The sequence below is a fragment of the Microcystis sp. genome (genome assembly GCF_048564745.1).
Classification (GTDB): Bacteria; Cyanobacteriota; Cyanobacteriia; order Cyanobacteriales; family Microcystaceae; genus Microcystis; species Microcystis ichthyoblabe_A.
Genome location: NZ_JBLZRT010000179.1, coordinates 22,978 through 35,584, shown reverse-complemented (window position 1 = coordinate 35,584; position 12,607 = coordinate 22,978). Strand labels below are relative to the sequence as shown.

9 protein-coding genes and 2 pseudogenes are annotated in these 12,607 nt (G+C 45.7%); 5 read left to right on the top strand and 6 right to left on the bottom strand.

The genetic code is table 11. From position 1 onward, the window contains the following. Positions 1–583 precede the first annotated feature (583 nt). Positions 584–1,537 carry a M10 family metallopeptidase C-terminal domain-containing protein gene (locus ACOCD9_RS19355; RefSeq protein ID WP_287704404.1) on the top strand — a complete coding sequence of 318 codons (954 nt, stop codon included), beginning with the start codon at positions 584–586 and terminating at the stop codon, positions 1,535–1,537. Between the two features lie 95 nt (positions 1,538–1,632). Here the strand turns inward: ACOCD9_RS19355 and ACOCD9_RS19350 are convergent. Both ACOCD9_RS19350 and ACOCD9_RS19345 read right to left on the bottom strand, forming a co-directional pair. Then, positions 1,633–1,872: pseudogene (locus ACOCD9_RS19350) on the bottom strand (transposase); the annotation flags it as partial. A 315-nt stretch (positions 1,873–2,187) separates the two neighbouring features. Then, entirely contained in the window at positions 2,188–3,582 is a 1,395-nt protein-coding gene (locus ACOCD9_RS19345; protein ID WP_419548213.1) for a DUF2252 domain-containing protein, read from the bottom strand. 788 nt (positions 3,583–4,370) lie between these two features. On the opposite strand from ACOCD9_RS19345, the pseudogene ACOCD9_RS19340 reads away from it, so the two are divergent. Beyond that, positions 4,371–4,590: pseudogene (locus ACOCD9_RS19340) on the top strand (IS630 transposase-related protein); the annotation flags it as partial. Positions 4,591–4,901: 311 nt separating this feature from the next. Next, entirely contained in the window at positions 4,902–5,936 is a 1,035-nt protein-coding gene (gene purM / locus ACOCD9_RS19335) for a phosphoribosylformylglycinamidine cyclo-ligase (protein ID WP_419548216.1), read from the top strand. Positions 5,937–5,960: 24 nt separating this feature from the next. On the opposite strand, the gene cofH is transcribed toward purM, so the two are convergent. Both cofH and psb29 read right to left on the bottom strand, forming a co-directional pair. Further along, positions 5,961–7,097 carry a 7,8-didemethyl-8-hydroxy-5-deazariboflavin synthase subunit CofH gene (gene cofH, locus ACOCD9_RS19330; RefSeq protein WP_419548212.1) on the bottom strand — a complete coding sequence of 379 codons (1,137 nt, stop codon included), beginning with the start codon at positions 7,095–7,097 and terminating at the stop codon, positions 5,961–5,963. Between the two features lie 137 nt (positions 7,098–7,234). Beyond that, positions 7,235–7,921, bottom strand: a complete 687-nt coding sequence (gene psb29, locus ACOCD9_RS19325; RefSeq protein WP_174718083.1) for a photosystem II biogenesis protein Psp29 — start codon at positions 7,919–7,921, stop codon at positions 7,235–7,237. 216 nt (positions 7,922–8,137) lie between these two features. Between psb29 and smpB the strand changes: the two genes are divergently transcribed. Further along, positions 8,138–8,602, top strand: a complete 465-nt coding sequence (smpB, locus tag ACOCD9_RS19320; RefSeq protein WP_004162719.1) for an SsrA-binding protein SmpB — start codon at positions 8,138–8,140, stop codon at positions 8,600–8,602. A gap of 118 nt (positions 8,603–8,720) precedes the next feature. Continuing rightward, the gene (locus ACOCD9_RS19315) at positions 8,721–9,269 is read left to right on the top strand and encodes a DUF2808 domain-containing protein (RefSeq protein WP_419548211.1); all 549 of its coding nucleotides are present in this window, start codon (positions 8,721–8,723) and stop codon (positions 9,267–9,269) included. Positions 9,270–9,406: 137 nt separating this feature from the next. Here ACOCD9_RS19315 and ACOCD9_RS19310 read toward each other — a convergent pair whose 3' ends face one another. Then, on the bottom strand, positions 9,407–9,724 hold the full coding sequence (locus tag ACOCD9_RS19310; protein ID WP_004163912.1) for a KGG domain-containing protein: 318 nt from the start codon (positions 9,722–9,724) through the stop codon (positions 9,407–9,409). A 457-nt stretch (positions 9,725–10,181) separates the two neighbouring features. Then, positions 10,182–12,425, bottom strand: a complete 2,244-nt coding sequence (locus tag ACOCD9_RS19305) for an IMS domain-containing protein (RefSeq protein WP_419548210.1) — start codon at positions 12,423–12,425, stop codon at positions 10,182–10,184. Between the last annotated feature and the right edge of the window lie 182 nt (positions 12,426–12,607).

Sequence of the window (12,607 nt, the reverse complement as noted above, 5' to 3'; positions counted from 1 at the left end):
TAGACCTCTTGCATAAATCCGAAAACAAACGATAGAAACAATAATGGGAGGGACTTTCAGTTAATTATTTATTAGTAGTTGATAATCTTCAAAAATGTTGCTGTACAAGGATCGACTTAAGACTTTTGCAAGAGGTCTAATATTTTGACTATTTTTGTCTATTACAGCCTTTCTCACCAACCTCAACTGACACCAAACATATCTACTGCAATAGCAAAAAACCCTGATCCATCAATGGCTACACTCCTCGATTTCTCGATCAAGATTGGTTTCCTGCCGGCGATAATCTGCTTAGCCCGAACTCAGATAATATTAAGATTTATTTTGCCAACTACTTTTTAGCTGTTCTTTGCTGTATAATCAGTTAACTGGTCTGACATATAGTCTGACATATAATAGACGGGATTCTGTCCAATCTTGCCCGTTGCCTGAGTTGTTCCTTGTCATAATCCAGATGTTTCCATGTCTAGGGCTGGTTTGATTTTTTTACCGTTCCCTAGCTTTCGTTCCATTAAAATACAGTCAGTTCGCATAATCCAAGCGAGTTGATTGGTCTCGTTGTAATTAGGACAAAAGAAAGACAATGAACCCGATTTTTTTCGATATATTTGACGGCAATCTCTTCGACAATAATATAACCAACGGTACTGGTCTCGCCGATAATATCGTTCTTGATAACGGTAATGACACTTCTGACGGTGGTGCTGGTGATGATCTAATGTATGGTAATGGGGGCAGCGATAGCCTTCTAGGTAATGCGGGCAGCGACAATATTCAAGGTGGTTCAGATAATGACACCCTTGATGGTGGAGCCGGTAACGACACCCTCGATGGTGGGGCCAATAACGATACTTACCTCTTCGACACGGATCTGGTCTTGGGTAGCGATCGCCTAATTGATGCCTCTGGAATCGATACCCTCAACTTTGCGGCGACTACAACTAAAACCATCAACCTCAATCTCGGCAGTACCGCCGCCCAAACCGTCACCGCTGGAAATCTCACTCTCACCCTAGCTAGTGCCACTGCCTTTGAAAATGTTATTGGTGGTAGCCTCAACGACACCATTCTGGGCAATAGTCTAGCCAATTCTCTCACCGGTGGAGCAGGTAATGACACCCTTAGCGGTTTAGGAGGCAACGACACCCTTGATGGTGGAGACGGTAATGACACACTGATTGGTGGCAGCGGCACTGACACAATGACCGATGGTGCAGGTGACGACATTTACCGATTCTTGAGTGTATCAGATAGTCAGGTCGGTGCTGCGCGGGACATACTTACAGATTTCTCTCCTGGATTTGATAAGATTGACCTATCGGCGATCGATGCCAATACTACTATAGCGGGTGATCAAGCTTTCACTTTTGTTGGTACTGGTGGCATTGGTGGTGGCGGTCAAGTCAACTACTTTATTTCTGGTAGCAGTTTGATTGTTCAGGCAGAAATTGAGGGAGATGGTAACTTAACTGTTGATATGCAAATTCAACTCAATGGTGGATTATCTGCGATTGCGGCAACAGACTTTATCCTCTAGTCTGTGACTAATTGCACTTTTTAATCTCACGTTAGAGACAGTAAAATCTACTCCTCGGCGTGAGATTAATATTTAACCCCAGTTCGGGTTTTGTTCACTGGTTTGCGGTCGTCCACATTGCCGGGGGTAAGGTGAACGTTGAGCAATTCTCCCTCCTCGTTAACCACTAAATGCAGTTTCAAGCCAAAAAACCAGTCTATACAGGTTTTTCCCCGTGCGGCTAAATTGTCAAACACCCGATGACTACTGATGCGGCGATTATGGCAGACCTGAATTTTGCTGGCATCGACAAAGCTAATCCCCGTGCAACAACCAAAACAATGCTTCCAGTATAGTCATTTACTCCGTCAGACTTCTGGTGTGAGGAAACAGTGAACTGAAAACTCAAATCCGATCCCTAATAGCTGTCTCCCGTCTCCCGTCTCCCGTCTCCCGTCTCCTGTCTCGACTAGGAAATTAATTTTGCACGACTACTTATATTTTTCAGCTTACTAGCCCCCGCCTTTTCTTTCCACCCTTATCCCGAACTGACGTTAAATAGGCGGCTGAAAAGCGAATACAAAGTAGTCTGGACAAGAGTTTGGCCACTTTTGATGAGCCAAAAAGCAGCGGGGTGTGAGGTCGAGAAATAACAGGCTGATAGCTTAATGCTATAAATCTTCTTCTACCAAAGCCTCGACCCGTCCTGTTTTGACCGCTTCCACCAAAGCGGCGTGATCTCGTTCTGTCTGATCGGCATAAGCGATCGCAAATTCGCCCAGGGCGAGATCGAACTGATCTCCTTTCCCCAAATAACCGCTAATGGTGGCCGCGTCTCCAGATTTAGCGTGGGCGCGGGCTAAGGTCCAGCCACAGAACTCGGCGTAGCGTTGCAGTTGGGCGGCCGACACTCCCTCAATGGGAAGGGAAAACTTCATATCCCGCAGTTGCCGTAAATAGAAGTTATTGCCCCGTCTTCCCTGGGTCCAGCCTAAAAATATATCGCTAGAGGATTGCATCAATCTCTGGCCTGTAACCACCCGTTGTCCCTGATTTTCATACTGGCTCTTGGCGGTATAGGGTTCAAGAACCGAAGGGCAAGCCTCCTTAACTTGTAGGATGAGGGGATGGTTATCTTCCGAGAACAATAGGGCGATATAACATCTGGTGCCGACACTGCCAATGCCCACCACTTTCAGGGCAAAGTCCTCTAACTGGTAGCGATCAAACAGGACCCGGCGTTCCTCCGGCAGGGATTGGCGATAGTCTTCCAGACCCTCACGCACGAGAGTCTCCCAATCCGGTTCGTTGACATGGTAGAGAATGGGCGGCTGATCGACAAAGCGACTGCGTCCCGCGGTTTGGGTGACGATCTTGGGGTAGAGATGTTCGATGATGCGCTCGCGGGCTTTTGTCATCATCTGTTCCCGTATCTTCCGCGTCTTTTCGTCGGGAGCCATCTCGATCACCTGTTCCACTCCTATGCGCGTGTACCATACCTCTAACGGACTGAGGCGAGAATATTCCCGCAGGTGTTCCCGATAGGAACGAGCGCAATTGATCGCCGCCGCCTTCGATTCTCGATCGGATAGATCGCTATCCCTGCCAGCGATGACAAAGCTGACCACCAGACGCTTGAGATCCCATTCCCAAGGTGCGGGCAGGGTTTCGTCGAAATCGTTAATATCGAAGACTAAATTGCGTTCGGGGGTGGCAAAAAATCCGAAGTTCAACAGGTGGCAATCCCCGCAGGCCTGCACAATAATGTCAGTTTTGGCAGTGGTGGCCAGATCGTAGGCCATCAAAGCAGCGGAACCGCGCAGGAAGGTAAAGGGACTACGCAACATTCGTCCGTAGCGGATGGGAATCAATTCCTGTAATCGCCCTCGATTTGATGCTTCGATGATCTCGATCGGCTCTCGACCAGCTGCGGGGGGTTGCCAGATAGCGTGGCGAGAACGCGGCAATCGCTCCCGGAGGGATTTACCGATCTGGATGCGTTCCTCCCGTGAACGGAATCGAGCTTGAGAGGGTGTCCGGATAGGGGTTTCTATTTGGTGGTTCATAACGACTTTTTCCCCTGAATGAGATTACATCCCTTGCTGTTAGATGACTAAATGAATACAAGCAATAGGAAATAGATAAGTCAAGACTGATGGTTCCCCTTCTTGGATAACTTTCTAACATTTCCTCCTGTAGAGATAGCTTCTGATGCTCGGTTCAACAATTAATCTTCACTCGCTTCTTATCCAGGGAAGATCAATATTATCGACGATACATTTTTTTCTGAAATGGCTATCTCTTAAATTTGCTTAACTTTTAGCCCAATGGCAGCCCTTCTGTTTCGATTATATCTTGCTCAAAAATTGCTGGCCGAATAATCGTAACAAAATTTTATCTAATGGTCAGCCTTCAGCCAGTGGCTAAACTCTCGCTCTTTTGTCGGGAAAAGAGTTGCCTATTCTAGGTTATAGGGTTCTTCGTTACTTGATATGGTTCGATTGGGTGGTATAAATCGACTAAATCCTTATCTGGCAATAGATTTAATTGATTAGTTCGCTCTAGATCGAAAACAATTGACAAAAATCGCCAAATGTCTTTCCCTATAAGAGTTTCATTTCTTAATAATCCTGTACGTCGCATAAGACAAACCGAAGAACCCTTTATAGTCATTTCAAATAAATGTGAGACGAGGGAAAAATAAGGTAATACCAATTTCAATAGTCGTGACTAACATCTGAAAGTGCAATTCCTTGCTCCGAGAGGGATTGCGCTTTGAAATGATCAACTAAGTCTGTCATTACTTTTGAAAAATGATATAAAATAAAGAGAAACGAGCAACCCATACAGAAAAATGTCTGATAGCCTAGACTTGAGAAAAAAAGTAATTGATTATCGAGAGAATGGGGGAAGCATAACCAAAGCCGCTGCTCTATTTAATATAGGAAGAGCCACAATATATAGATGGCGTTCGTAGGGAAAAACTAGAAGCAACAAAGGTAAAACACCGTCAGAGAAAGCTGAACTGGAAAGCACTGTCAAAAGATGTCCAAGAAAATCCCGAGGCAAGATTAAGCAGGGTAATCGCACGTCGTTTTGTATAAAATATAACAGACAGATGTTACTGAATGTCACGTCTAGCCCGGCGAACTGGCAGGAGTTAATCTCAGAGGAAGTAACAAGTTTTATATCTTAGCAGTTGAGCATGGCAAAAGGTTTTGGTCTCCTAGTTTTAAACCCCAAGGAAGAGCGAGAGGCAAAGCTCTTAAGAAACAGTATCTACGCTTTACTGCCTCCCCACTTGCCAATTCATAATTCCTAACTTATAATTCCCATGCGACCGAAATCTGGGTAAAATTTGAGAGATACAATCGGTCAATTGGGCATGGATTATAAAGAAGCGGGCGTGGATGTGGAAGCGGGACGCGCTTTTGTCGAGAAAATTCGCCAAAATGTGGAAAGTACCTTCCGTCCTGAAGTTATCGGCGGTTTAGGCGGTTTTGGGGGCTATTTTCAGTTACCTTCCGGTTATCGGCAACCGGTGTTAGTATCGGGAACTGATGGTGTGGGAACCAAGCTGAAAATTGCCCATAGTCTCAATTGCCATGATACGGTGGGAATTGACCTCGTGGCCATGTGCGTCAACGATGTCTTAACCTCCGGGGCTGAACCTTTATTTTTCTTGGATTATCTCGCCACCGGTAAACTGGAAGCGTCACAGTTAGCAGCGGTGGTATCGGGAATCGCTAGTGCCTGTCGTGATAGTGGTTGTACTCTTTTGGGAGGGGAAACGGCGGAGATGCCGGGGTTTTATTCGGCAGGAGAGTACGATTTAGCGGGTTTTTGCGTCGGTATTGTCGAAAAAAGTCAATTACTCGACGGCAGTAAGGTGCAAATCGGCGATGTGGCTATTGGTTTAGCCAGTAGTGGGGTTCACAGTAACGGTTTTAGTCTTGTTCGTAAGATTATCGACACCCAGGGCTTAAATTGGCAAGATTGCCCCGAAATTTTGGACGGCTCTAGCTTAGGTGAAGTTTTGTTAACTCCCACTAGACTTTATGTTAAACCTGTGCTAGAACTTTTGCGCTCTGGGTTAGATATTCACGCCATGGCCCACATTACTGGGGGTGGCATCCCGGAAAATTTGCCCCGCTGCTTAGGTAAAGGACATTCTGTGCAGATTTACCGCGAAAGTTGGCCAGTTTTGCCGATTTTTCACTGGTTAGCCCAGATGGGATCGGTTAATTCCGAAGCCATGTTTAATACTTTTAATATGGGTATCGGTTTTGTGATCATTGTCCCATCAGATCTGGCGCAATTGACTATTAATCAACTACAATCCTCTGGGATTAATGCCTACCAAATCGGCGAAGTGATTGCCGGCAAGGGAGAAATTGTTGGGCTTGATTACATCAACTAAAAAAACTCTTTCAGTAAACCCTAGTTAATAGATTGTATCCCGTTGACGGGCGGGGCGATCGAGGGATTTAATCGCCGTTGCTAATTCCTCGACGGTCAAACAAGTACCGCCCAGGGCCCCGGCCATAGTGGTAATATGTTCTTCCATGAGAGTACCACCGAGATCGTTGCAACCCCAGTTTAAGGCTTCTGTCGCCCCCTGTAAGCCCAATTTTACCCAACTGGGTTGATGATTTTTAATGCTATTGCCCAAATAAATCCGCGCCACTGCTGTTAATTTTAATGTATCGGCTAAAATTGGTTGATCTCGTCCGACTCGATTTCTCAGGGGTTTGGGGGCTGATTGTCCCACAAAAGGCAATAAAATAAATTCGGTGATTTTAGCCGGATAATTATTTTCTAGGGCGATTTCTTGCTGTTTTCTAATTTTTTCGAGGTGCTGCACCTGTTGGCTAGGGGTTTCAATATGACCGCAGAGCATGGTACTGGTGGTATGTAACCCCAAGCGATGGGCAGTACCGACTATTTCTAACCAAGTGGCGGCATCGATTTTTTCTGGACAAATTACCCGTCTTACCTCATCGACTAACACCTCGGCAGCCGTCCCCGGCAGAGAATTGACTCCTGCTTCTTGCAGGGAAGCGATAACTTTTTCGTAACTTAAACCGTCTTCTCTAGCGATAAATTGGACTTCTTGGGGCGAAAAAGCGTGTAAATGGAGGTTGGGAAAGGCTTGTTTCAGGTTTTTAACAATTTCTAGGTAATAGTCTAAGGAATTGCCCTTAATCTTGGCTTTTGGGTTTAATCCTCCCTGCATACAAATTTCCGTCGCCCCACGATGGACAGCATCCGTCGCTTTAGCGATAATTTCCTCTAAATTAAGCCAGAAGGCCCCTTCTTCGTTTTCATCGCGTCTGAATGCACAAAAACTGCAATGCTGCTCACAAATGTTACTAAAATTAATGTTGCGATTGATCACGTAGGTGACGGTATCTCCCACCTGTTGACGACGCAAAAAGTCGGCCGTTTCCCGAATCTGGGCAATTAAACGGTTATCGGTAGTTTCTAGCAAGATAATCGCTTCTTTTGCCGATAAATTTGCCCCTGACCGCGCTTTTGCCAAAATATCGGTTACGGGTGCGCTGATGGAGGAGTTAGTCACGGGAAATAAATATTGAGGGTTGCCGATCCTAATTGTAGAACGAGGTCAGAAGGAACAGTAAAGAAAGAGAGCCGATTTAATCCTTTTTCTGTTCCCTATTCCCTTGTCTGCACGCGGTAATTTCCGGTTGAGAGCCTTTATTGCGGGGTGGTTTGTTTTTCCTGTTCTTTTTGTTGACGTTTTTTCTTTTCTGCTTCTAGGGCATCTTCGATAACCTTGAGCAGCTGATCCATTTTATCAAGATTACCGCGATAAACATCGAGGTCTTTTTGCAGTTTCTCGCTGGAGAGACGGAGAATTTCTGAGAACTTTTGCAAAATTTGTTCGCGTTTTTCTTTTTCCTTGATCATGTCCGGTTGTGCTTCCGCCAAAATAGTATAGAGACCGATGGCAAACAGGCGACTATACTTAAACTTAGGCGCGTTGATAACCGAAACTAAACTATCAGACAACTGATTGTTACCACCCAGAGCAGGGTTTTGCAGTTGGGAAAGCAAGGAATCAATATTAGTTTCTTTGGCAATAGCGATCATATTTTCGGCATCACGACGATAGACTTCGGGATTACCGTTAACCGCTTGGCACAAAGCATTAAAAATATTCGGTTTATCCTCCCCCGGACGATAGCCTTCCATGAACTTCTCGAAAGAAGTAACCACACCAAGGGCATAAATTGGATCATAATGGAAATCTACATTAACGGAGAGCAGGTGCATCTCGACTAATAATTCCTCAACCACGCGCCGATATACCGAATTGATGGGGCGGGTGTGGCGAGTATAAAAATCACGCTTACTATCGGAAACAGTACGAATTTTGTCCACAGAACCAAACTTCATAAAAATTTAACACTGCTCTCATTTTCCCCCTTCTCGTTCCCCCTGACAAGGCCGGTGATCACCAAAGAGCGGCAAGCAGTCAGTCCCCAGAGAGCAAAAGAGCGATTAAGATATAAAGATAAGGACATGGAAAAATCGAGATAATTAGCCGATACTGCCTCTACCAATCGCTTTTTTACTTTTCACTTTTCACTTGACTATATGGCCAATCAAGACGACAAAATCAAAATTATCAGTGATAACCGGCAAGCACGCCATCTCTACGAGATTTTAGAGACTTTTGAAGCGGGGGTGCAGTTGCTGGGGACCGAGGTTAAATCTGTGCGCGCTGGTAAGGTAAACCTGCGGGATGGTTATGTTTTAGTCCGCAATGGTGAAGCGGTGTTAATTAATGTTCATATTTCCCCCTACGAACAGAGTAGCGAATATTTTAATCACGATCCGCGCCGGACGAGAAAATTGTTGATGCACAAAAAGGAAATCAGCAAACTCATCGGTCAAGTGGAACAGAAAGGATTAACTCTTGTGCCTTTGAAGATGTATTTTAAAGGTAGTTGGGTAAAAATCAGCATTGGCCTCGGTAGAGGCAAGAAATTACACGATAAACGCGAAGATTTGAAACGTCGTCAGGATCAACGGGATATGGCACGAGCGATGAAGCGTTAACCAAGACACTTATCGGACTGGCAAAGGTCTAGGTAAGAAACGAGCGAGTTTTGTTAGAGTTGAACTGTATTCGGCTCCTTGCAGCCATCACCATCCCCCTCACCTTGGGTTAAAATTTATGTTAAAACTCTTGACAAAAGTAATTAAATATGCTAGGACACCCGCTTTGATCGCTCTATCTTTAGCTGTGGGTGCGGGGATTATTTTACCAAAAATAACTTTAGCCAATGGCAACCCCGGCCTAACCATTTTTAGTGGAGTCGATCGCAAGGATATCTTAGATTATTTCTTGCAATTTGGTGGTCGTCCCCGACAAATGGATCGTTATAAACTCTATATTCCCCCGAAAAAACTCTCCCAAGGGGCTTCAGCTTTTTTTATTTCCTATCCCGATTATTTTAACGGCCAGTTTGACACCAATAAAATCGAGGTACGCACCAACGGCAAATCTTTACCTTTAAAGGAAGTGGTTTGGGATAAGGATAGTCGCGTTATTCAAATTGTCCCCGAACAAGCGATAGATCCCACCAGCAAAGTTGAAATCGTCATGTCTAATGTCAGAAATCCCGAATTAGGAACTTATTACTTTACCTGTGATGTGACTGCCTCTGGCAATATTCCCGTCCGTCTCTACGTCGGTACTTGGATTGTCAGTATCGAACCTTAAAGTATTTATTGGGAATAGGGAAATGGGGGAATGGGGAGATGGGGAAATGGGGGAATTCAACTAAAATCCTAAAACCCAAACACCCTAAAACCCCAACACCCCAAAACCCTCTCAGTCTGAGAAAAAGTCAACAACAGTCAACTATTTGCCTCCGAGTTGCTAAAATCCGAGAAATTTTCGCCTATAGACTCGTTGGTTGGGTAATTTTCCTCGGAGTTTAAGTTTTTGCGACTGCCTTTGTGGGAATTCTTGCCCCCTTCCCGTCCAATAGCTGCCATGTGGGCGCGATCTCGGCTAACCGCTTCACCACCTTTTCGTCCCGCTTCGCGAGCTTCTTCGGAGGTAAATTCGTGGGCTGTGCCTTTTTGATGAGCAGCTTTACCACCTTTACTAGCGATTTCCTTTTGTTTAGCTTGATCCATAGAGGCAAAACCGCGTTTACTCTTACCTGTCATAATATCCCTCCTGTGTGAATGCTGATTTTAAAAGTTCTTAAAGACTTATGCAAGATTTTTAAAACATCAAAATCATGGTCTTGTCGGTCGGCAAAACATTGAGATTGCCCCGCTTTTTTCCTCTAAGAACTATGGATTCCTACCTAGGATCATAACTCATTAGCTTGACTTCTAGGGAACTAATTACAGCAATCAAAGAGCATATTTTATGTTAAAAAATATTAAGCGAATCGAGCATTTATCAGTCTAAAGATATAGAAGTTATCTTAATGGTGAGGTACAAAGTTGGTCTTTTGGGGCAGTCGGTCTTCAGTTATCAGTTATCAGTTTTTTTCTGCCTGCTCCCCCACTTGCCACTTGCCACTTGCCACTTGCCACTGAAAAAGCTGCCATGCAGTCTTAATTGGAGGTGCGGGCAGCTTAAAACCTAGTTTTTTGGGGATTTAATCGGGAAAAATCAGGGTAAGACTTGGGTTTTTTCGATCAACCATTTATCTCCTTGCCGTACCAAATCATAGCGCACCTTCAAGGACTCATTATAGGAACGCTCGACAATTTCCTTGCCATTATGGAAATACATGGCCTTTTCGTTGACTATCGCTTCCACCGTGGCTAAATTAGGATTTTTCGCATTATTAGTGACCGATCGCACATCCACTTGATGATCGTAGCGCCAATAGTTATTTCCCTGTAAAGCCGCCGCCCGTTTTTGCCAAATTTCCAAAGCTGAACCCGTTAAAACCTCTTTCAATGGCTCTTTTTGGTGTTCACTGCCAAAAGCAGCCGATTTTGCCCCTAACCAAGCTTGAATCGTCTCCTTGGCCTTTTCCTTGTCTAAGGGATTCCCTTCCATCACCTCCGCGTTAGCCGAAGGAATTTCTAGTATGGGAGTATTTAAAGAAATCGGTAACTGTTCCCCTTGCAAGGCTGCCAAAGGAGATTGACTATCGACAATTGCCTTTACCCCCAAGGACAAAACCACGAGCGTTCCCACTAATCCTACTCCCAATATCGCCACTCGATCGAGTCGTAGTTTTCTGCGGACTGGTCGTCTCCGTTTCGGTGCGACTAGGGCAGTTTTTACCGTTTCTACGGCTGCTGGCCCGGAGTTGCCCGCTGCTGGGTGGCGCGGGCGACGGGGACGACGACGGGGGGGATTAAGTGCCGGTTGACGATCGGCTGCTGTCACCACCACACTGCCCTGAGTATAGGGGGTGAAAGTTTCCTGCTGAGGGGTGGCTCTCAGGGCAGGTACAGCAGTGCCTGTCCGCTCACCGTTAGCTCTAGCTAAAGACGGTTTTTGGGGACGAGAATGGGAAGAATAAGCAGATTCCCTCATCGGTGTCGCTCCTGGCACTGGGTTTAAATGGGTGGGGGGGGTGTGGGTTTTGAGAACATTTACTTCCGATTCTAAAGGTTCCCCAACCTTTTCTTGAACTGACACGGGAACTTTTTCGTCAGGAAAACCTGACAATTCTTCTAAATAATTTTGTACCTCTTCCTCGGCAAAATACTCTTTGAGTGAGGCTTTCCGCTCGACTAAATCCCTAAAATGGCAGAAAACTTCTGTTTGTAACCAACGCTCACCGTAACGACATAACCCAGGTAGAAGATCGGGAGATTGCCCAGATTGTTCCTTAATATAATTTAATATTTCTTGCTCTTGACTTTTTTCTAAAATTGTGCTTGCTTGTTCGGTTTGACCGAGCAGCAGGGCGCAGATCGATCGCTCGATGGAAACATCCTGATGTTTTTGTAATTGCTGCAGGCGATCGCTGGCTGCCACAATAGCGGCGGGTTGTTTTTGGGCGAAACCGCGGGCAATCAAGGCATAAACCAGCAGATAATTACCCACCGCCGAGGGGCGTTCTGCCTCTTTTGCCCAGATTTTCTCCTGTTCGGCCTGAGTCAAATAAACCCGTAACTGTTGAATAAAGCGTAAAAAATTATCCACCCCCAACCCAGAGCGATCGTCGCCCTGGCCATCGATGCCACCGCGAGCGGCCAACATATCCTCCAAGAGATTTAAGCCCCGCTGACGGGCAAGACCGGGGTTTTTTTCTTGGGATAACAATTCCAGAACCTGGTAGGGACGCAAGCGATCGCAATCATGACGAATCTCGCCAGCCACTTGCGGGAACATTTGTTCTTGTTCCAAGCAGATCAAGGCCTTGGCTGCGGTGCTGGCCGCCTGTTCATAATTTTTATCCTGCCAATATTCCCGACTTAATTCCCCGTAGGCCAAGGCCAAGGTTAAGATCATGTCTGGGCGAGTAGTTGGCTCCAAATCCAGATAAGTTTCGGCCAAACGAATCACTAACTCGTATTCTCCCAACTCTTGCAGGATGAGCAAAGCTCCCACGAGATCGGCGGGGGCAATGGTAATCTGGGGAGTGGGATATTCTGAGGAAGCAGCGGCCACCTCCCCAGTCTGAGAATCGAGGTTTTCGGCGCTGCTGTCTGGGTTGAGAAGCAAGGGATTGGGGTCGAAAAATTGGGCATCGTAATCACGACGGCGATCAGGCTCACTTAACACTTGGTAAGCTTCATCTAACAAGTGCTGACGGGCGACGATCGCTGTTTGACTGTATTCTTGACGTGGCAATTGCCGTCCCCGATCGGCGTGGGCCAAATCAATTTGCTCGGCACTCACCTGAAAAGGGATTCCCAATATCCTGTAGTAGTCAAGAGGAATTCGCACGGTTAGCTGTACCTCAACTCTGGAGAGTCCTTAGTGAATTAAATGATGTAAGTGAGAGCGGAGCGAGTAAAATAACAAGATACCATCTTATCCTAGCCAATCTCTGACTGACTAAGATTAGATTTGAGAGAGAAAATACCAAGAACCCCTTGGTTTAAGACCAAAAAATTCACTGCCAGAAT

What these genes read in the sequence shown, in the direction of transcription:
- ACOCD9_RS19310 (WP_004163912.1), bottom strand. Translation starts at nt 9,724, where the DNA reads ATGACAGGTAAGAGTAAACGCGGTTTTGCCTCTATGGATCAAGCTAAA.
- ACOCD9_RS19355 (WP_287704404.1), top strand. Translation starts at nt 584, where the DNA reads ATGAACCCGATTTTTTTCGATATATTTGACGGCAATCTCTTCGACAAT.
- ACOCD9_RS19315 (WP_419548211.1), top strand. Translation starts at nt 8,721, where the DNA reads ATGTTAAAACTCTTGACAAAAGTAATTAAATATGCTAGGACACCCGCT.
- smpB (WP_004162719.1), top strand. Translation starts at nt 8,138, where the DNA reads ATGGCCAATCAAGACGACAAAATCAAAATTATCAGTGATAACCGGCAA.
- ACOCD9_RS19345 (WP_419548213.1), bottom strand. Translation starts at nt 3,582, where the DNA reads ATGAACCACCAAATAGAAACCCCTATCCGGACACCCTCTCAAGCTCGA.
- purM (WP_419548216.1), top strand. Translation starts at nt 4,902, where the DNA reads ATGGATTATAAAGAAGCGGGCGTGGATGTGGAAGCGGGACGCGCTTTT.